General features: G+C 62.3%; 19 protein-coding genes. 10 read left to right on the top strand and 9 right to left on the bottom strand.

The window, feature by feature from the left end; genetic code table 11:
* Positions 1-7: 7 nt before the first annotated feature.
* On the bottom strand, positions 8-565 hold the full coding sequence (locus tag ACIOMR_RS01935; RefSeq protein WP_008431334.1) for an NADPH-dependent FMN reductase: 558 nt from the start codon (positions 563-565) through the stop codon (positions 8-10).
* 228 nt (positions 566-793) lie between these two features.
* Here ACIOMR_RS01935 and ACIOMR_RS01930 point away from each other — a divergent pair, with 228 nt between their 5' ends.
* On the top strand, positions 794-1,030 hold the full coding sequence (locus ACIOMR_RS01930) for a hypothetical protein (RefSeq protein WP_003209248.1): 237 nt from the start codon (positions 794-796) through the stop codon (positions 1,028-1,030).
* Between the two features lie 4 nt (positions 1,031-1,034).
* On the opposite strand, the gene gspG is transcribed toward ACIOMR_RS01930, so the two are convergent.
* Positions 1,035-1,463, bottom strand: a complete 429-nt coding sequence (gene gspG / locus ACIOMR_RS01925) for a type II secretion system major pseudopilin GspG (protein WP_102369043.1) — start codon at positions 1,461-1,463, stop codon at positions 1,035-1,037.
* Between the two features lie 176 nt (positions 1,464-1,639).
* On the opposite strand from gspG, the gene ACIOMR_RS01920 reads away from it, so the two are divergent.
* Positions 1,640-2,542 (top strand): LysR substrate-binding domain-containing protein, encoded by a 903-nt coding sequence (locus ACIOMR_RS01920; RefSeq protein WP_401191890.1) that lies wholly within the window; start codon positions 1,640-1,642, stop codon positions 2,540-2,542.
* 821 nt (positions 2,543-3,363) lie between these two features.
* Here the strand turns inward: ACIOMR_RS01920 and ACIOMR_RS01915 are convergent.
* From ACIOMR_RS01915 to ACIOMR_RS01905, 3 genes are all read right to left on the bottom strand, one after another.
* Positions 3,364-3,933, bottom strand: a complete 570-nt coding sequence (locus tag ACIOMR_RS01915; protein ID WP_003217028.1) for a GNAT family N-acetyltransferase — start codon at positions 3,931-3,933, stop codon at positions 3,364-3,366.
* A gap of 20 nt (positions 3,934-3,953) precedes the next feature.
* Positions 3,954-6,209, bottom strand: coding sequence for an arginine/lysine/ornithine decarboxylase (locus ACIOMR_RS01910; protein WP_087693840.1), 2,256 nt, complete (start codon positions 6,207-6,209; stop codon positions 3,954-3,956).
* Positions 6,210-6,290: 81 nt separating this feature from the next.
* Positions 6,291-7,664, bottom strand: a complete 1,374-nt coding sequence (locus ACIOMR_RS01905; RefSeq protein WP_401191887.1) for a PLP-dependent aminotransferase family protein — start codon at positions 7,662-7,664, stop codon at positions 6,291-6,293.
* A 133-nt stretch (positions 7,665-7,797) separates the two neighbouring features.
* On the opposite strand from ACIOMR_RS01905, the gene ACIOMR_RS01900 reads away from it, so the two are divergent.
* The 5 genes from ACIOMR_RS01900 to ACIOMR_RS01880 all read left to right on the top strand — a co-directional run bounded on the left by ACIOMR_RS01900 (position 7,798) and on the right by ACIOMR_RS01880 (position 13,977).
* On the top strand, positions 7,798-8,274 hold the full coding sequence (locus ACIOMR_RS01900) for a carboxymuconolactone decarboxylase family protein (RefSeq protein WP_401191884.1): 477 nt from the start codon (positions 7,798-7,800) through the stop codon (positions 8,272-8,274).
* Positions 8,267-8,707, top strand: coding sequence for a GNAT family N-acetyltransferase (locus tag ACIOMR_RS01895; RefSeq protein WP_177044556.1), 441 nt, complete (start codon positions 8,267-8,269; stop codon positions 8,705-8,707). The genes ACIOMR_RS01900 and ACIOMR_RS01895 overlap by 8 nt, the downstream gene beginning before the upstream one ends.
* Positions 8,704-9,327, top strand: coding sequence for an FMN-dependent NADH-azoreductase (locus ACIOMR_RS01890; RefSeq protein WP_178903882.1), 624 nt, complete (start codon positions 8,704-8,706; stop codon positions 9,325-9,327). Before ACIOMR_RS01895 ends, ACIOMR_RS01890 begins: the two co-directional genes overlap by 4 nt.
* A gap of 59 nt (positions 9,328-9,386) precedes the next feature.
* Positions 9,387-10,535, top strand: a complete 1,149-nt coding sequence (locus ACIOMR_RS01885) for a MalY/PatB family protein (RefSeq protein WP_401191880.1) — start codon at positions 9,387-9,389, stop codon at positions 10,533-10,535.
* A 94-nt stretch (positions 10,536-10,629) separates the two neighbouring features.
* Positions 10,630-13,977, top strand: a complete 3,348-nt coding sequence (locus tag ACIOMR_RS01880) for a hypothetical protein (RefSeq protein ID WP_134326606.1) — start codon at positions 10,630-10,632, stop codon at positions 13,975-13,977.
* Between the two features lie 147 nt (positions 13,978-14,124).
* Here the strand turns inward: ACIOMR_RS01880 and ACIOMR_RS01875 are convergent, their stop codons facing one another.
* Positions 14,125-14,340 carry a molybdopterin-binding protein gene (locus ACIOMR_RS01875; protein ID WP_003217010.1) on the bottom strand — a complete coding sequence of 72 codons (216 nt, stop codon included), beginning with the start codon at positions 14,338-14,340 and terminating at the stop codon, positions 14,125-14,127.
* A gap of 413 nt (positions 14,341-14,753) precedes the next feature.
* Here ACIOMR_RS01875 and ACIOMR_RS01870 point away from each other — a divergent pair, with 413 nt between their 5' ends.
* The 3 genes from ACIOMR_RS01870 to ACIOMR_RS01860 are packed head-to-tail and all read left to right on the top strand — an operon-like array spanning position 14,754 to position 17,285.
* A complete protein-coding gene (locus ACIOMR_RS01870) occupies positions 14,754-15,725 on the top strand; it encodes an aliphatic sulfonate ABC transporter substrate-binding protein (protein ID WP_177051391.1) in 972 nt (323 codons plus the stop codon).
* 10 nt (positions 15,726-15,735) lie between these two features.
* Entirely contained in the window at positions 15,736-16,569 is an 834-nt protein-coding gene (locus ACIOMR_RS01865) for an ABC transporter permease (protein WP_401191875.1), read from the top strand.
* 2 nt (positions 16,570-16,571) lie between these two features.
* Complete coding sequence (locus ACIOMR_RS01860; protein WP_177019626.1) at positions 16,572-17,285, top strand: ABC transporter ATP-binding protein; 714 nt, start codon at positions 16,572-16,574, stop codon at positions 17,283-17,285.
* A 163-nt stretch (positions 17,286-17,448) separates the two neighbouring features.
* On the opposite strand, the gene ACIOMR_RS01855 is transcribed toward ACIOMR_RS01860, so the two are convergent.
* The 3 genes from ACIOMR_RS01855 to ACIOMR_RS01845 form a co-directional block, all read right to left on the bottom strand.
* A complete protein-coding gene (locus ACIOMR_RS01855; protein WP_401191872.1) occupies positions 17,449-18,384 on the bottom strand; it encodes a FecR domain-containing protein in 936 nt (311 codons plus the stop codon).
* A complete protein-coding gene (locus ACIOMR_RS01850) occupies positions 18,381-18,899 on the bottom strand; it encodes a sigma-70 family RNA polymerase sigma factor (RefSeq protein ID WP_102605246.1) in 519 nt (172 codons plus the stop codon). Before ACIOMR_RS01850 ends, ACIOMR_RS01855 begins: the two co-directional genes overlap by 4 nt.
* A 92-nt stretch (positions 18,900-18,991) precedes the next feature.
* Positions 18,992-19,933 (bottom strand): LysR family transcriptional regulator, encoded by a 942-nt coding sequence (locus ACIOMR_RS01845; protein WP_087693849.1) that lies wholly within the window; start codon positions 19,931-19,933, stop codon positions 18,992-18,994.
* Between the last annotated feature and the right edge of the window lie 84 nt (positions 19,934-20,017).

The raw sequence follows: 20,017 nt of genomic DNA, 5'->3' as shown, positions 1-20,017 counted from the left end.
CGGCTGATCAGCCGTGCTGTTTTTCCACCCACTTGCCATAGGCGTCGATAAACGCCTGCAAAAACGGCTTGGTCTTTTCCGACACCTTCCCCGACTCATCGAACACGCTGCCCGCACCGCCCAGGTAGGCTTCCGGCTGCTGCATGCACGGCACATCGAGGAACACCAGCGACTGGCGCAAATGGTGATTGGCCCCAAAACCGCCGATGGCGCCGGGAGACACACTGATCACCGCACCCGGCTTGCCGCTGAAGACACTTTGGCCATAAGGACGTGAACCGACGTCAATCGCATTCTTCAATACACCCGGCACGGAGCGGTTGTATTCGGGGGTCACAAACAGCACCGCGTCGGATGAACGCACGTGTTGACGGAAAGTACTGTAGGCTGCCGGCGGTGCAGCACCGTCGATGTCCTCGTTGTAGAGCGGCAAATCGCCAATTTCGACAATATTCAACTTGAGGTTGGCGGGCGCCAACTCGGCCAGTGCCAGGGCGACCTTGCGGTTGATCGACTCTTTTCTCAAGCTGCCGACCAGTACGGCAATCGTGTAGACCTTGCTCATTGGGGTTTCCCGATTTCTGACTTAAGGAGTTTGTAGTTATAGAGCCTGCGCGACGCTATCACCAGCGCGTTTTTGCAATCCCCAGGGACGTTTACACCGCAGATGGATTTGTAAGTAATGTCTGAAAAAGTCAACGAATAGTATTTTTTTTCAATAGGTAAACTACCCCGCTCTCCTACGGTCTACAGAACCGCAAATCGAGTGTTTATCTCCAGAGGTTCTAAACAGATGGCAGCAGTACTTGTCGGACAGTTCCATGCCAGAGACGCGGAAGGTCGCGTTTATTCGGTGCATGAGTTCCAGGAATCCAACCCGCCCCTCGACGGCCTGGCTGGCTCGGCGCCCACCACCACCTACAAGCTGGCCATTGGCGACCGCGTAGAAAAACTGGATGGCGATGAGTTCAGGCTGATTCAGTCGGGCACTATCATCACCCGCGAATCCGCCACGATCCACGCTTCATAAGACGTTATTCCCCATAGGCGATATCAACATTATCGCCGACGCCTCCCAGTGTCCGGTCCTTGCCGAACGAGAACAGATCAAAGTTGGTTTTGGCCTGGCTGGGAGGATAGTGGTACTGATAGGCCACGCCCCAAGGGTCCGTCAGCATGTCCTGATCCTTGAGATAGGGGCCCCGCCACTTCCCTTCTCCCGCTGGCTGAACCGTCAACACCGCCAGCCCCTCGTCGTCGGTAGGATAACGCCCTACATCCTGATGAAACTGCTCGACTGCCTTGCCCAGCTCTTTCAACTGGACCTTGGCCGTGGCGATTTCCGACTGAGTCACGTCGCCGAAGATCCGCGGCCCCACCGCAACCGCCAACACGCCGACCACCAGCACCACCACCAGCAGGTCCCACAACGAAAACCCGCGCGTGTCTGTTTTACCGAGCATCGATAAGGCTCCCCCGTGGATCCTCTGGTTGATACGCCCTTTGTATGACCTGCTGGTTGCAGGCGCCAAGGGACTTGATCGTGCAAGTCTAGTTGGGGCGCTGCCGTGGCGGGTCTTTTTTCCACGCCCGGGCCTGAGCCATTGAATCCACGTCGCGCTGAACATAGACTCCGGCCATGCGTTTACGTCATATCGAAGTCATTCAAGCGATTTTACAGACCGGACACCTCGGCACCGCCGCCGAATGGTTGCAACTGCCCGTGGCCGATGTGGACGCAACCCTCAAGGATGCCGAGCTGCAATTGGGTTTCATGCTGTTTGCCAGTGTGCGCGGACGCTTGCAGGCCACCCGGGAAACCCTTGAGCTGCAGGCCGAAATCGCCCACCTCTATGCAGCCCTTGAGCCGGTGCAACGCCTGGCCAGCAGCCTTAAGCACCATCATGCCCCGCCCTTGCGCGCACTGTGCACCCCGCCGCTGGCCAATCAACTGCTGCCCCAGGCGATCGCCGTGCTGCGCCGACGTTTCCAAGACACGCCGTGCAACCTCTCCAGCCATTCCACCCGGGATATCGTCAAAAGCCTGCTGCTGCACGAAGCCGACCTCGGCCTGAGCCTGCACGACCCGGACCATCCGCAAATCCACAGCCAACCACTGGCCCACGGCAAGCTGCAATTGCTCGCGCCCCATGGCTGGCTGAAGCCTCGGCAGAAGTACATTGCGCTACAGGAACTGGCCGGGCAGTCGATGATCGGCCTTGAAGGCCAGGACCCGCTGAGTCGCCTGCTGGACAGCAAACTGCAAGCCCTGCGCCCGCTGCCGGTGGTGCAAACGCGGGTGCAGACGTATCAGATGATGCGCAGCATGGTAGAAGCCGGGGAAGGCCTGGCGATTGTCGACCCGTTCACCGCCAGCGGCGCACGGGAAGCCGGGCTGGATGCGTGCCCATTGTCACCGCCGATTATGGTGACCTTGTATGCGTTGACCCTGAAGGGCAGCGAGCCATCGCCCGCCTTGAATGCGCTGCTGGAGATTGTCACCGAGAAGGCTGAAAACCTGCTGACAAGCACATTGCCGTGAATGTGGGAGCTGTCGGGCCTTGGCGAGACTGCGAAGGCGGCGGCACAGTCGATAAAGAGGTTGCCTGACACACCGCCATCGCGGCCTCGCTGGGGCTCGACGGCTCCCACAGGGGGTCGGGGGAAGTCTGGGAGTTGTGTGCTCGGTCGCAAGTACTTGGGTTGCGCAAATCGAATGTGGGAGCTGTCGAGCTTTAGCGAGGCTGCGAAGGCGGCGGCACTGTCGATAAAGAGGTTGCCTGATACACCGCCATCGCGGCCTCGCTGGGGCTCGACGGCTCCCACAGGGGGTCGGGGGAAGTCTGGGAGCTGTGTGTTCGGTCGCAAGCACTTGGGGTGCGCAAATCGAATGTGGGAGCTGTCGAGCTTCAGCGAGGCTGCGAAGGCGGCGGCACAGTCGATAAAGAGGTTGCCTGACACACCGCCATCGCGGCCTCGCTGGGGCTCGACAGCTCCCACAGGGGGTCGGGGAAGTCTGGGAGTTGTGTGCTCGGTCGCAAGCACTCTGGTTGCGCAAATCGAATGTGGGAGCTGTCGAGCTTCAGCGAGGCTGCGAAGACGGCGGCACAGTCGATAAAGAGGTTGCCTGACACACCGCCATCGCGGCCTCGCTGGGGCTCGACGGCTCCCACAGGGGATCGAGGGAAGTCTGGGAGCTGTGTGTTCGGTCGCAAGTACTTGAGTTGCGCAAATCGAATGTGGGAGCTGTCGAGCTTCAGCGAGGCCGCGATGGCGGCGGCACAGTCGATAAAGAGGTTGCCTGACACACCGCTATCGCAGCCTCGCCAAAGCTCGACGGCTCCTACAGTTGATCGGTGCAGCTCAGACTGCTTCCAATTCTGTCTTGAACAACCGATACCAGAAAATCGCCACTTCGCGCGTCTGCGGATCAATCCCGCGATAGCGCAGGTGGTCGATCCCGCCCATCACATACCCGCAGCGCTCATACAGCCGGCAGGCACCGAGGTTGTTGTTCTGGGTCTCCAGCATCATCCCCGGCAGGTTCTTCTTGCGGCTCCAGAACTGCGCCACGTCCAGCAATGCCTTGGCCACCCCGTGGCGCCGCGCGGGCAAGACCACCGCCAGCTCATCCACATGGGCAAAGCCGTTCCAGTTGGTGCTGACCACGATATGCCCCACGGGCCGGTCATCGAGGTAGGCCATGAACACCGCACTGTCGGCCGCGTCACGGAAGCTGGCGAATTCCTCGGGGTCGATGCCGTAGCATTTGCGGTACGGCACGATACGCTCCACCGCCCACTGGTCGACGCGCTTGCCCATTTCCGGCTTGCCGTAGGCGTTGACTTCAAAGCTGAAGTCGTTCCCCCACACGTAGGCGTCAAATCCTTCGTCAGCCACCCGGACACTGAGGCCCGGGTACTTCGGGTTCATTACAGCTTGCATAAACATCCTTAACCCTTGATGCAGTCGACGGTGTAACAACGACCACTGCCGTCATCTTCGTGTTGCAGTCCATGAACATCGGCAACAAAGCCGGGGAAACTGCTATCGAACGTCCTGGCAAACGCCAGGTAATCAATGATCGAGCGAGTCGATTCGGTAAAGCGCTCACCCGGCATGATCAACGGAATGCCCGGCGGGTAAGGCACCAGCATGACCGCTGCGACCCGACCTGGCAAAGCGTCGATGGACACCGCCTCGACTTCGCCCTTGACCAACAGGTCATAGGCGTCGGCCGGTTTCATGGCGATTTCCGGCAGTACCGTGTACATCCGCTTCAGGTGCTTGGCCGTGGCATTGCTGCGGTAACAGCTGTGCAACTGGTCGCACAGATCCTTCAAACCCAATCCCTGATACCGCGCCGGGCCCTGCTGAAACACCGATGGCAAACAGACAGCAAGGCTCACGTTGGCGTCATAACTGCGCTTGAATTCCAGCAGTTCGGTGAGCAGGGTACTCCACTTGCCTTTGGTGATGCCCATGGAAAACAGCACGAGGAACGAATACAGCCCGGTCTTTTCCACCACCAGCCCACGTTCCCAGAGGAATTTACTGACCACCGCAGCGGGAATTCCGCACTCGCTCAAAGCCCCGCCGGCATTCAGGCCAGGCATCACCAGGGTGACTTTTATCGGGTCCAGCAGCACGTAGTCTTCGGCGATATCGCCAAAGCCATGCCAGTCGGCCTGGGGTTGCAGCAGCCAGTCTGCCGTCACCACCCGGTCAATGCCCGCCACCAGCGGCGGCTGCCAGATGGAAAACCACCAGTCTTCAGCGGCGATGTGCTGGCGCAGGTTGGCCAGGGCACGGCGGAAGCTCAGGGCTTCGTCAAACATCTCCTGCAGCAAGGAACGCCCCGCCGGCCCTTCCATCATTGCGGACGCCACATCCAGGGAGGCGATGATGCTGTACTGCGGCGAGGTGGAAATATGCATCATGAACGCTTCGTTGAAGCGGTCGCGGTCCAGCTTGCGCACGCCGCCATCCTGCACATGGATCATCGACGCCTGGCTGAACGCCGCCAGCAGCTTGTGGGTGGAGTGCGTGGTGAACACCAGCGGGCTGTCGGCCGTGCGCGAGGTGCCCATGCCGTAGCGCCCGGCAAAGAACTCATGAAACGCCGCGTAGGCGTACCAGGCTTCGTCGAAGTGCAGCACCTCGACGCTGTTGCCCAGTTGCTGCTTGATCAGTTCGGCGTTGTAGCACAGGCCGTCATAGGTGGAGTTGGTGACCACCGCCAGCTTGACCCTGGCCGGTCGGCCTCGGGTCAGCGGGCTGGCGTCGATCTTGGCGCGGATCGACTCGGGGCTGAACTCGCTCAGGGGAATCGGCCCGATGATCCCCAGTTCATTGCGCTCCGGGCACAGGTACAGCGGGATGGCGCCGGTCATGATGATCGAATGCAACACCGACTTGTGACAGTTGCGGTCCACCAGCACCAGGTCATCCCGGCCCACCATCGAGTGCCAGACGATCTTGTTGGCGGTGGAGGTGCCATTGATCACGAAGTAGGTGTGATCGGCACCGAAGTTGCGCGCTGCCCGCGCCTCGGCTTCGGCCAACGGGCCGGTGTGGTCCAGCAGCGAGCCGAGCTCCGGCACCGACACCGACAAGTCCGAACGCAGGGTATTTTCCCCGAAGAACTGATGAAACGCCTGCCCCACCGGGCTTTTGCGATAGGCCACGCCGCCGCCATGACCGGGGGTGTGCCAGGAATAATTGGAATCCGCCGTGTGCTGCACCAGGGCCTTGAAGAATGGCGGCAACAGGCCATCCAGGTAGGCGCGGGCCGCACGGGCCACTTGCCGGGCAAGAAACGGCACGGTGTCTTCAAACAGATAAAGAATGCCCCGCAACTGGTTCAGCTCGCTCATGGCATCGGCCGGGGCGTTTTCCAGGGTGACCTGCTCACCGAGGGCGAAGATCGGCAGGTTTGGCGCCCGCACCCGCGCCAGGCGGATCAGCTCCACCATGTTTTGCATCAGATGGGTATTTTCCCCGGCGCCCTCGGCGGCAATCAGCATGCAGGCCAGGCCGTGATGGGTCGAAGCCACCAGGCGACCCTCGGCGTAGTCCACCGCCGAAAAGATACTGAAGCCCTCCTGCTCAAGCTCCCGGGCGATGCCCCGGACGCGGTCGCCGGCAACGGTGTCGGCCTTGATGTCGCGGTGTACGATCAGAACCGGGAACTTCAGGTCTTTGTACATGAGCGCTTGGCGTCCTGAGGGCTATGCCTTCAGGGTAGAAGCTCGGGGCCGATGTGGCGAATGAAGATGTTCAACCGGTGTTCATAAAGCGCCGTCGATGACCTCGTGCAACACCAGCGCCGCTTGCACCGCTTGCTGGCGAGTCGCCAGGTTGGTGAAGCCCATCAACAGACCTTGCTGACCACCGGGCTCGATACTCCAGCCCGACACGGCCTGTATCCCCAGCCCGGCACGTGCGGCGGCCGCAGCGACGGCCTGATCGCAGACGTCCACCCGCAGCCGCGCCAGCAGGTTGATCCCGCCGGACTGCTCATCCACCTGCAAAAGCGCCCCGCAATGACTGGCCAGTGCCTCCACCAGAAAGCCGCGCCGCGCGGTGTAGAGCTGGCGCATTTTTTTCAGGTGGCGGGTGAAATGGCCCTGGTCGAGAAAGTCCGCCGTGGTGGCTTGCAACAATTCGGCGCTGCGGTTTTGCAGCACGCCGGCGCTGGCCTCAAAGGCCGGGAGCAGCGCCCGAGGCACCACCAGATAACCCAGGCGCAGCCCCGGGAAGAGCATCTTGCTGAAACTGCCGGAGTAGATCACCCGGTCGGCCGTGTCCTGGCTCTTGAGCGCGGCCAGGGGCTGGCCCTTGTAGCGAAACTCACTGTCGTAGTCGTCTTCCACCACCCAGCCGCCGTGGGCCTGTGCCCAATCGAGCAAGCGATGGCGCCGCGCAGCACTGAGGGCCACCCCCAGAGGGCTCTGGTGGGCCGGGGTGACAATCGCCAGCCGGGCGCCGGGCGCACGCCGTACGCCCTCCTCCACATCAAGCCCGTCGTGGTCCACCGGCACCGGGACCAACTGCACCCCCAGGTGCAGCAGCAGTTGCCGCGCATGCAGGTAGCCCGGGTCTTCGAACCAGCATGGCTGGCCGGCCATCTGCAGCGCATCACACACCAGCGCGAGGCACGCCGAGTAACCGGCACACACGAACACCTGCTCCGGCGAACATTCCACGCCCCGGTACAGCGCCAGGTATTGCGCGATCGCTACACGCAGCGAGCGGGCACCACGCACATCGCCCATGGCCAGGCTGTTCACATCGACTCGGCGCACTTGCCGGGTGACCAGCCGCGCCCACAGCTTGCGCGGAAAGCTGTCGAGCGCCGGCAAGCCCAACTGCAACAGGCGCGGGGCCGACGCCGGCGCCACGGGTTCGGGTTCAACCGGCAACGACTTGATCGAGCGCTGCGGCAACGCCTCGGCCACCACTGTTCCCGCCTGGCCCCGCGCCAGGAAGAACCCTTCGCTCACCAGCAACTGGTAGGCCGTCTCCACCGTGCCCCGGGCCACCTTCAGTTCCTGGGCCAGGCTGCGCACCGACGGCACCCGCTCACCGGGGCGCAGTTGGCCCTGGTCGATGGCCTGGCGAAAGCGCCGGTAGATCTCCTGGTATTTGGGCAGTGACGACATCGTTATCCGGCTCACAGTGAATCAGCCCTGAAGTCTGATCTTGTCCCAACCCGCTTGTCCATTCTTGGCCCTATTGAGCCGGCGACCCGGCCGCCACACTGACGGCATCACTTCACGAAACAAGGAGCACCCCATGCAACACCGTCTCGACTACGCCCTGGCGGCGCCCGTCGGCTACAAGGCCCTTGGCTCGGTGCACAGCTACATCCACGGCTGCGGCCTGGAGAAGGAATTGATTGACCTGGTGTACCTGCGGGTCTCGCAACTCAACGGCTGCGCCTACTGCCTGGACTCACATTCGCGCGACCTGCTCAAACAGGGCGTGAGCCTGGAAAAGCTGATGCTGCTGGCCGCCTGGCGCGAAGCGTTGCCGTTGTTCAGCCCGCGTGAACGCGCCGCGTTAGCTTGGGCCGAGTCGGTCACCCAGGTCGCACAAACCGAGGTGCCGGACGAACACTATGCCGAGGCCAAGGCCCTCTTCGATGACAAGGAAATTGCCGACCTGACCCTGGCTATCACCCTGATGAACGCCCTGAACCGCGTCGCCATCAGCTTTCGCAAAGTCCCTGCCGCCGTAAAAGCGCACATGGAGCACGGCAACCATGAATGACGCTGTTGAGTTTGTGCACATCGAAAGCGACGCCGACTGCCTGGCCTGCTTTGCCGTCATGCAGCAACTGCGGCCAAAGCTCGAAGACCCGCACGCCTTCGTCCAGCAGATTCAGCGCCAGCGCGAAACCGGCTACCGCCTGCTGGCCGCCCGGGAAAACGGCCAGGTGCTGGGCCTGGCCGGTTATCGCCTGACGGAAAACCTGCTGTATGGGCGCTTTATCTACGTCGATGACCTGGTGGTGGACGCCTCCCTGCAACGCCGACGCCTGGGTGCGCGCCTGCTGGACGAGGTACGCCAGCACACCCGCCGCCTGGGCTATCGCTACCTGGTGCTGGACACCGGCATGCACATGGCCCTGGCCCAACGCTTCTATTTTCGCCAGGGCCTGCTGCCACTGGGGATGCACTTTTCACAGGACCTCGGCCAATGACCCGCGCCCTGCTACTGAGCTTCAGCCCCCACGGCAAGGCCGCCCAGACCTTCCGCCTGGCCCGCGCCCTGCTCCGCGAACAGGCACCCGAGGCCGAAGTGGTCGAACGCGACTACGGCGGCCAGGGCTTGCCGGCGCTGACCCGGGAATACGCCAACGCCCTGACCACGCCCGGCGGCCTGAGCGGCCCGGCAACCGAGCGCTCCGAGCAACTGATTGTCGAGCTGGAAGCCTGTGACCTGTTGATCATCTGCACCCCCGTGCACAATTTCACGGTGCCGGCGGCCCTCAAGTGCTGGATCGACCATGTGGTGCGCATCCACCGCAGTTTCACGGTGAATCCGCAGTTTGAGAAAGTCGGCTTGCTCAAGGACCGGCGCACCTTTGTGCTGGTCAGCTCCGGCAGTTCGCGAAAAAACCGCGAGCCCGACTTCCTCACGCCCTACCTGCAGGCGATCCTTGGAACCGTGGGCATTCACGCGGTGGATTTCGTCTATCTGGGGGCCATGGTGCGTGGCGAAGCCGCCGTGCAGCGCAGCCTGGAACAGGCCCACACGCAGTTGGCCGAGGCATTTGACCGGCAAGCGGGCGCCCGGGCGGCAATCAGCGCTGGCGCGTAAAATTAATGGCGCTAGAATCAGCGCCATTTCTACGCCCGCCTCCCTGATACGAGCCACCCATGAGCTTTGATTTCGACACGATCCACTCCCGCCTCGGCACCGGCAGCACCAAGTGGAGTCGTTACCCGCAAGACGTTCTGCCGATGTGGATTGCCGACATGGACATCGCTGCCCCACCGGCCGTGCTTCAAGCGTTGCACGAGCGACTGGGTCAGCAGATCCTCGGCTACAGCGTGGCCTGCGATGGCGTGCGCGAGGCGATCGTCGCCGACCTGTGGGCCAAGTACGCCTGGCGCGTACAGCCGGATGAGTTGCTGTTCCTGCCGGGGGTCGAGCCTGGTTTCAACATGGCGCTGCACGCATTTGTGCAGCCCGGCCAACCGGTGGTGTTGCAAACCCCCAACTATCGCCCGATCCGCCTGGCGCCCGGCCACTGGAACCTGCCGAAGATCGAAGTGCCATTTGAGCTGAGCGCCGAAGGCGAGTACCTCACGCCGTTGCCGGCAATGCGTGAAGCCCTCACCGGCGCCGGGGCGCTGCTGTTGAGCAACCCGCACAACCCGATGGGCAAGGTCTTCCCCCGTGAGGAACTGCTGGCCGTGGCCAGCGCCTGCCTGGACCAGGGTGCGCTGATCGTCTCCGATGAAATCCACGCCGAGCTGTGCTTTGACGGCCGCCGGCATATTCCCACCGCCAGCCTCAGCCCCGAGATTGCCCAGCGCACCATCACCCTGATGTCGGCGAGCAAGGCGTATAACGTCGCCGGGTTGAAGACCTGCTTCGCGGTGATCCAGAATCCCGAGATCCGCGAGCGCTTCAACCAAGCCCGCTGCGGCATGGTCGACAGCGTCAGCCCCCTGGGCCTGGAAGCCACGCGTGCGGCCTACAGCGACTGCGGCGACTGGCTGCAGGCGCTGGTGGCCTACCTGCAAGGCAACCGCGATTACCTGCTGAACGCCGTGCAAACCCGCCTGCCCGGCGTGGTCATGCATGCGCCTCAAGGCACCTACCTGGCCTGGCTGGATTGCAGCGCCCTGGGCCTGGACGACCCGCAACGGTTCTTCCTCGAACAGGCCAGGGTCGGCTTGAGCGCCGGGATTGAATTCGGCGATGACAGCCAGCAATTCGTGCGCCTGAACTTCGGCTGCCCACGGGCCATGCTGGAAGAAGGCATCGCCCGCCTGGAACGCAGCCTGCGTCACCGTTAAGGCGCAATTCACAACTTTTCGCAACGACCGCCGAACCCCTGCTGTTACTGTTTTTGCCGATTCGTCCCACCGGTAACAGCAGGAGTTCCATGGCATGACGACCCAGCCGCTCAACCGCTCGACCGACCCCAAAGCCCTTCCTCTCACACCGCCCAAGTCCGGCGCGGCGTTCCACGTGCTGCTCAAGAACAGCGCCAACAACAAGAAGGTGGAGGCCGGCGACAAAACCGCGCAAGGGCTCGCTGCCAGCAAGGAACAAGGCTATGAACTGGCCGCCAAGGACGCCGCGCCGCCCACCACCCTGGGGGATTACAAGGCCATCGGCCCGGCGGACGAAGTCGGCCCCGGCCTGATCCGCTATGAAACCCAGGACGGCAAGAAAGTCATCGTCAGCGAAAAAGACAGCCCCGAGCTGTTCAAGCAAGTCAGCGCCGACTTCAAGGCACTCTCCGGCGTCAACGCCAGCGAAGCCGCCGGCTACCAGCGCCTGGGCGGCGACGCCACGGCCCCGGAAAAGCTCGGTGATTACAAATCCCTCGGCCCGCCCGACGAAACCGGCCCCGGCGTGATCCGCTACGAGACCCAGGACGGCAACAAGTTCGTCATCAGCCAGCGCGACAACCCGGAGGCCTTCCAGAAAGCCAAGGAAGCCTATGAAAGCTTCACCGGCCTGGGCAGCAGCGAAGACGCCGGCTACAAGCGCGCCAGCGACAACGAAGTGTGGCCGCCCTACGCCGGCACCACCGTCGGCCCCAAGGATGAAGTCGGCCCCGGCCTGATCCGCTTTGAAAGCAATGGCCAGAAAATGGTCGTGGCCCGCGACGACAACCCCAAGCTGTTCGACTACCTGGCAGGCCTGCACGAGGTCTACACCAACCCCGACAAAAAGGCCGCCGTAGAGTCCGCGCTCAACGACGGCTCGACCCTGGCAGACGCCAATACCAAGGCGCCGGAGCTGAACGACTACAAGGGCTTCGGCTGGATCGAAGGCCAGCAAGGCAATGTGCTGACCTATGAAACCCACGACGGCACCAAGGTCGTCGTATCGGCCGACGTCAGCCCGGAACTGTTCAAGAGCGTGGCCACCGCCCAGGACACCTGGAGCAAGATCCACTCCAGTGAAGACGCCGGCTACAAACTGGCCGGGCCGAATGACTTCCTGAAGAACACCGAGATCACCTTCGGTTCTCCCGACGAGCTGGGGGACGGCCTGATCCGCTATGAAACCAGCGAAGGCAAGGTCATCGTCTCCAAGGAGCTCAGCCCGCAGCTCTACGACGAAGTGGTGGCGAAATGGGAAGCCTGGAGCGCCGGCACCGTCGACGAGACCCGCGCCAAGTACAACCTGCCGAGCAACGATGAGCTCGACGTGCTCAACCTCGACACCGGCGTGCATGCCGACAAGGACGACGACAAGTCGCCGACCCAGAGCGTCAGCGAACTGGCCACCACCGAACTGATCGACACCTACCGCGCTGGCGTCAAGGACGGCTCGATTCCCAAGGACGACCCACGGGCCAAACTGGTCCGCGCCCTGGAAGCCCAGGCCGCCTACCAGAACGGCCATGGCATCACCGGCTACGAAGAATCCAAGCGCCCGTTCAACACCACCTGGCGCGAGTTCGATGACAAGCAGACCGAGCTGACTTCCGCCGACATGCACGACATCATCGACGGCAAGGCGGTGCAGGAGCAGATCGGCGAGTTGTTCAAGGACCCGACGGTGCAGGCCGACTACAAGACCAAGATGGACGACGCCATCAGTCACCTGCCCAACAAGGACGAGATCAAGCAGAAGCTTCTCGACCTGACCAGCAACCCCGACTATGTGCTGTACCTCAAGGACCTGCAAAAACAGGGCAAGAGCCACGAAGCCCAGCAGGACCTGAGCAACACCCTGACCTCGCTGTCGCTGTTCGACCCGGAAGCCGCCACCAAGGCCGCGCAGAATATCCAGGCCGATGGCCTCACCACCGACCTCAACGAGATTCTCTCGGACCCGAGCAAGATCTCCGACGACAACAAGGAACTGGCAACCAAGGACCTGTTCGGCCTGCTCAAGGGCGTGCTCAAGGGCAACCTGCTGGACCTGCCGCGCCGCAGCCAGGAAGTGCTGGAGAAATTCCTCAACGAGGGCCTGGAGGGCAAGGAGAAATCCTCGGCCGTGACCAAGGCCCTGGAAGAACTCGGCGACGTCTACAAGAACAGCGGCACCATCAGCGAAGCCGACGTGAAAACCGCCCTGAGCAAACCGTATATCCCGGTGGCGGATCGCGGCATGCTCGGCGAAGTGTTCAACACCCTCAACAGCAAAGGCATCCTCGGCTCGATGGGCGCCGGCGTCAGCCTGTTCTCGGGGATTTACCAACTGGTGGGTAAAGGCGGCAAGCTCGGCGAAACCCCGGCCCAACGCATGACCATCGCCAAGGACTTCCTGAGTTTTGCCGGCGGCGCCAGCCACTTCGTCAAGCTCGGTGACAAGATCGGCGAAGCCCTGGGCAAGGGCGGCCTGGTGGACTTCCTCGGCCTGGACAAGACCCTGCCGGAAATCTGGGGCAAGGAAGGTGCGGCCGGCAAAGTCATCGACTTCAGCAAGCCCACCGAAATCGACTCAAAGGTCAGCAAGGAAATTGCTGCGGCCCTGGACGCGGTTCCCGACAGCCAGTACGACGGCGTCGCCAAGCTGTTTGGCGAGGGCGACAAGGCGGTAACCGAAGCTACCGAAGGCCTCGCCACTCACCTGGATGACGGCCTCAAGGCAGCCGGTGCGGCCAAGCTTGGCGCCTCCCAATCGGCGAAGATCGCCGGTTCCGTGATCAAGGTGTTGGGCCCGGCGACGGACATTGCCGGTGGTTTTGCCGACATTGTGCTCGGCGCCCTGGCGATCAAAAGCGGCGTGGACAGCAAAGACCCGTTGGCTCAGGCCGCAGGTGGCTTGCAAGTGGCGGGCGGTGCGTTCGGCGCGTCGGCCGGGGTATTGGGTGCGGCGGCGCTGTTTGGCGCAGGCACGGCGGCGGCGCTGACCGGGCCGCTGTTCCTGGTGGGCGTGGTGTTGGCGGTGGTAGGCGGGATCATCGGCTACTTCGTCGACCACAACAAAAAACAGAAGGCCACCGAGAAGGAAAACGACTGGTACCGCGACCTGGCCGGCGACGGCTTGTTGCAGGACAACTGGGCCGACAAGGTCGAATACGCCCACTACGAGATACACCACTACCACGGCCGCGACACGCCGACCGATGACAGCCTGTTCCGCTTCCAGCAATCGGAGTGGGAGCATTTCGACTCCACACCACAAAGCGGCGGCTCGTCGAGCAACCGGCTGGATGGGGATTTGCACAAGGACTACAAGGACCCGAGTGAAACGCCCAAGGCACTGCCGGATGCTTCGGATGAGAAGCCAGGATCCCGGCCATCGGGCGGCGGGCCTCGGCTCAACTAACCCTCCAACGGCTGCATGCAAAACAAAATGTGGGAGCGGGCTGCTCGCGAAAGCGGTGGATCAGTCATTGTAGATGTCGACTGTCACACCGCATTCGCGAGCAAGCCCGCTCCCACATTTGGATTGGGTTCACCACTGGACTCGGGTTTACAGCTTGGCGATCGACACTTCAGTCGACTTCACAAAGGCAATCACTTCACTGCCCACCTTCAATTCGAGGTCACGCACCGAGCGTGTGGTAATCACCGACGTCACGATCCCCGACGCGGTTTGCACGTCGATCTCGGACACCACTTCGCCGATCAGGATTTCCTTGATCACGCCTTTGAACTGGTTGCGCACGTTGATCGCTTTAATGGTCATGTCGGCTTTCCTTTGGTCTGTTGGGTCAATCCGCACGAATGCGCAGGCACTCAAAGTGCCCTATTCGTGAAACCAACAAAAGGAATATATAACTCTTTATTTATTCCATAAAAACATATGAAAGCTGTTGCACAGCCAACAGTGATTCAACAAAGTGCCCGCCTCCCTACTCCCAACCACTCCCCACGTAGCAGCTGTCAAGCCCAAGCGAGACTGCGTCAGCGGTCTGTCTGACACACCGCGAACGCAGCCTCGCTTGGGCTCGACAGCTGCTACGCCAGGGTGTTGCCCTGCCCTGCAAAGACGCTGGCACAGAGACTGCATATTCCTATAACGCATGATGGAACATGCCATATGAATTTTCTGAATATAAGAAAAGCCTTCTCTTTTCCCGCCTTGTCCGGAGCTGTTCCATGAAACCCTTCTTCAATACCCTGTTGGGCGCCTGCGCCCTCGCCTTCAGCCTGCAACCCCTGGCCCATGCAGCGGAAACCGACCCTGCGCAAGTCAACCTGGACTACGCCTACTACTCCCCGGTGAGCCTGGTGCTCAAGCACTTCGGCTGGCTTGAAGAAGCGCTGCCGCAAACCAAGGTCGGCTGGGTGTTGAGCCAGGGCAGCAACCGTTCCCTGGAATACCTCAACAGCGGCGGCGTCGACTTCGCCTCGTCCGCCAGCCTTTCGGCGGTGCTCAGCCGGGCCAATGGCAGCCCGATCAAGTCGGTGTATGTGTACAGCCGCGCCGAGTGGACTGCACTGGTGGTGCGCAAGGACTCGACGTTCAACAGCGTCAGCGACCTCAAGGGCAAGAAAATCGCCGCCACCAAAGGCACCGACCCGTACCTGTTCACCCTGCGCAGCCTGCAGAAAGCCGGCCTGAGCAAGGACGACGTGGAGCTGGTGCACCTGCAACACCCGGACGGCCGTACCGCGCTGGAGAAAGGTGATGTGGACGCCTGGGCCGGTCTCGACCCGCACATGGCCGCCAGCGAAATCCAGGCGGGTTCGCGCCTGCTGTACCGCAACAAGGACTTCAACAGCTACGGCGTGGTCAGCGTGACCGACAAATACGCCAAGGAGCATCCACAGACCATCGCCAAGGTGCTCGGTGCCTATGAAAAAGCCCGCAACTGGGCGGTGAAACACCCCGACGAATTCGCCAAGCTGCTGGCCGACGAATCCGGCCTGCCCCTGGACGTGGCCAAGCTGCAATTGTCGCGTACCGACCTTAGCAGCCCATTGCTCACTGCCCAGGACGTGGTGTCGTCCAAGGCGGCCGCGCCGATCCTGGTGTCGGAAGAACTGGTGCGCCGTGGGGTGAATGTGGATCAGGTGATCGACCAGTTGATCGACCCAAGCTTTGGCCAGGCTTTGCCTCGTCCATAAGGGGAGCGTCATGAGCAGCAAAAGCGAAACCCTGCCCGTCGCACTCGCGCCAACGCTCACCGTGCAGCGCAGCGCCTGGCCGCGGCGGCTCAAGGGCCTGGCGTTGCCGGTGTTGATCCTGGTGATCCTTGAAGTGGTGGTGCGCATCGGCTGGCTGCCGTCCTACCAGATGCCGGCGCCCAGCGAGATCGCCGTGACCCTCACCGACCTCGCCGAAGGCGCGCTGTGGAAACACATCAGCGCCAGCCTGTTGCGGGTGCTGCTGGGGTTCACCATCGGCGCCGGCCTGGCCCTGGTGTTTGCCGCCTGGGTCGGCTTGAGCCGCGAGGCCGAGGCGTACCTGGAACCAACCTTCGCCGGCCTGCGCTCTATCCCGAGCCTGGCCTGGGTGCCGCTGTTGCTGCTGTGGCTGGGCATTGATGAGACCTCGAAGATCGTGCTGATTGCCATCGGCGCGTTCTTCCCGGTGTACCTCAATGGCGTCGCGGCCATTCGCGACATCGACCGCAAGCTGGTGGAAGTCGGGCAGATGTATGCCTTCAGCCGCACGCGCCTGGTGCGTCGCATCCTGTTGCCTGCCGCCCTGCCCGGCCTGTTCACCGGCTTGCGCAGCGGCCTGAGCCTGGCGTGGATGTTCCTGGTGGCGGCCGAGTTGATCGCCGCGACCAGGGGCCTGGGTTACCTGCTCAGCGATGGCCGGGAAACCTCACGGCCCGACATTGTGCTGGCGGCGATCATCGTGCTGGCGCTGCTGGGCAAGATCAGCGACGGCCTGTTGGCGGCCCTGGAAAAACGCTGCCTGGCCTGGCGCGATACCTTCAACGGCCAAGGCCCGGAGAATTGAGCATGAGTGAAGCGCTACTGGATATTCGCGTCGAGCGGAAAAACTTCGGCGCGACGACGGTGCTGACCAACGTCCATTTGGCCTTGCAGCCGCGGGAAGCCGTCAGTTTGCTGGGCCCCAGTGGCTGCGGCAAAAGCACCTTGCTGCGGATCGTCGCCGGGCTGGAAAAGGACTATCAGGGGGAACTGCTGCAAGGCGGTGGTGAGGTCGCGTTTGTATTTCAGGAGCCACGCCTGATGCCGTGGCTGACGGTGGAGCAAAACATTGGTTTCAGCGATGACGTTGGCTATGACAAGGCCTGGGTCGCGCAGTTGATCGATGAGGTGGGGCTTACGGGTTTTGGCCAGGCGTTGCCCAAGGCGTTGTCTGGCGGGATGGCGCAACGGGTGGCGATTGCTCGCGGGCTGTATTCACGACCGCAGGTGCTGTTGCTGGACGAACCGTTCAGCGCGGTGGATGCGTTTACCCGCATGAAGCTGCAGGACCTGCTGCTGCAATTGGCCGAGCACCACGGGATCGCCCTGCTGCTGGTGACTCACGATGTGGACGAGGCGCTGTACCTGAGTGACCGGGTGTTGGTGATGGATAACCGGCCGAGCAGTATTCGCCAGGAGCTGGCGGTGGAGCTGGTGCATCCGCGGGATCGGCGGGATCCGCTGTTGGCGCGGCTCAAGGCACTGGCGTTGACTGAGCTGCAGCGGGCGCATGTGATCTGAAAGGCACGTGTTGAGTCCGCCCAAAATCAAAAGCTAAAGCGGGCACGGTTCAAATGTGGGAGCGGGCTTGCTCGCGAAGGTCGTTAACGATGACGCGGGCATCCTGATTCAACGCGGCGCTCTCAGGTTCTTCGCGAGCACCCCCGCTCCCACAAGGATCGCATCAAGCAGCCGATTTACGCGGCGTCAACGTCACCCAATACTGCGTACGGGACTGCACTTGCAGCGGCATCGTCGACGCCAGCAACGCAAGAATTCGATTGGTATCAGCCAACTGAAAACTCCCAGTGACCCGCAGCGCTTCAAGGCTCGGGTCCCAGCGCAGCACACCCGGCCGATACCGCTCCAGCTCCCGCAAAAAATCACCCAACAGCTGGTTCTGCGCAGTCAGCACACCGTCGCGCCAACCCAATTGCAACGCATCAAACCCCACCGCAGCGCCCATCCCCGACGCCTGCAACCGTGCCTGCTGCCCCCCCTGCAATGTCGCCACTTGCCCACGCAGGTCCTGCACCTGCACCGCGCCCTTCAACACCGACACCAAACACCCGGAAGACAACTGCCGCACACACACTTCAGCCTGGCTGACGATCACCTGGCCATAACGCGTCTGCACCGTCAGCGCACCAGCCCCCGGCACCGTCAACGCCATCTCCCCTTCCACCAGCGTCACACGGCGCCGGGCCGTATCCACGTCCACCGCGCTCGCGGTATTCAGTTGCAGGCTGCTGCCATCCAACAGCGGCACTCGCTTGCGTTCGCCAGTGGCGGTGTGCAGGTCGGCGCGCCACACGTCGATAGGCAATTGCCGGCTGAGCAACCACGCGGTTGGCAACAACGCGGCGATACCCAAGGCACGCTTGAGTACTGCACGCCGTCCCGGTTGCGGACGATCAAGGCTGGCCATGGCCAGCGCTGGCGGCAAGTCGGTAAACCGTTGGCGCAGCGATTGGGCTTTTTGCCAGATCTGCTCATGCTGGGGATGGCTGTCACGCCACTGCTGCAGGCGGGCGTGATCACGTTCGGTGGCGCTGCCGGATTCCAGCAACGCCAGCCATTGCGCCGCCGCCCGGGCGAGATCCGGCGCAGCACGGCTCACAGTTCCACCAGCAGGCAATGCTCGTAAGCCTGGGCCATGTAGCGCTTGACCGTACGCTCGGACACCTTGAGCCGCTCGGCAATCTCCCGATAGCCGAGTCCTTCCAGCTGGCTCCAAAGAAACGCGCGGCGCACTACCGCCGGCAAACCGTCGAGCAATTCATCCAGGGCTTGCAGGGTTTCCAGCAGCAACCAGCGTTGCTCCGGCGACGGCACGCAAGCCTCCGGCAACTGCATCAACGCATTGAGATACGCCTGTTCCAGACTGCGCCGCTGGTGAAAATTCACCAGCAAGCGCTTGCCCACCGTCACCAGATAGGCCCGGGGCTCCTGCAATTGCGCAATCGGCTGCGCGCTGGCCAGCACCCGCAGGAACGTGTCCTGGCTCAGGTCGGCCGCATCCCAGGCGTTGCCCAAGCGGCGCCGCAGCCAGCTTTCGAGCCAGCTGCGGTGGTCGCGATACAACGTGTGAAGGCTGGGTTCAGCGAGGTGCCTCGGCACTACAGCATCATTCATGGCAAGTAACCTGCGCGGCGCGAGTCAGTCTCAAATGAGATTCATTCTATTTAATAACCTGCCGGCGTACCACGTTCTTTTGCACACGATGTTTAAAGCATTGCGGCCTTTTGCCTGAGCATGTCGATAAACAACCCCAACTCGCGGCTCACCGGGTCGCCCTTGCGCAGCAGCATCCCGAACGGTGCCAGTTGCACCTCCAGCACCACCGGCAAGGCCACCACGAGGCCCATTTTCAAGTAATCCCGCAGGGCGCTTTCCGAGAGCACCATGATCGCGTCGGTGAGTTGAATCAGTTGCTGCATGGAATACACCGAACTGCACTCGATAATGTCCGCCGGCTGCGGCAAGGCCAGGTGTTGCAATGCTTCATCAAAACCAATGCGCGCCGGGCTGGTTTGCGGTTGCAGAATCCACGGCCAGTCACTGACCAGTTCCGCCAGCGGCAGATGCTCGCGCTGGGCCAGGGGGTGGCCGGCGTGCACCACCACCAGCATGCGTTCGTTGCCCAGGGGCTCAAAGGTGTAATGCTCACTGTCGGTGGCGGCGTTGCGCCGGGCGATGGCCAGGTCGATGCGGCCTTGCTCCAGCAACTGGATCACCTGGTCGCTGGTATCGCCCATGATGCGAATGCGCATCTGCGGGTTGAGGGTTTTGATCTGCGCAATGGAGTCCATCACAAGGTCCGGCGCCGCGCCCATGATGGTGCCGATCGACAAATACCCGTAGCCGCCCTGCTGGCGCATCATCAGTTCCTCGGCGCAGCGGTCGAGGCCACTCAGCGCCGACTCGGCAAAGCGGATCAATTCCTTGCCCAGTGCCGTCGGGCGCATGCCCCGCGGCAGGCGCTCGAACAGGTCACAGGCAAACATATCCTCGATCTCGCGCAACATGCGCGTCGCCGCCGGCTGCGACATGTTCAGGCTTTGGGACGCACGGTGCAGGTTCTGGCTGGAACTCAAGGCCACCAGCATATGCAGATGCTTGTAGCGCAGTCGGTTGAACAGGCTGCGGGAGATTGCGGGACTACTCATTTTTTTCCTTGTTATCGATACCCTGAGGTTATCAGTTGTAAGCGAGATTCGATTTGTAGCGTATAGATGGAGCGCCGTACAGTC

The sequence above is a fragment of the Pseudomonas sp. NPDC087814 genome, assembly GCF_044742865.1.
Classification (GTDB): Bacteria; Pseudomonadota; Gammaproteobacteria; order Pseudomonadales; family Pseudomonadaceae; genus Aquipseudomonas.
The sequence above is the reverse complement of the archived record's forward strand: the minus strand, read 5'-3'. Positions and strand labels throughout refer to the sequence as shown.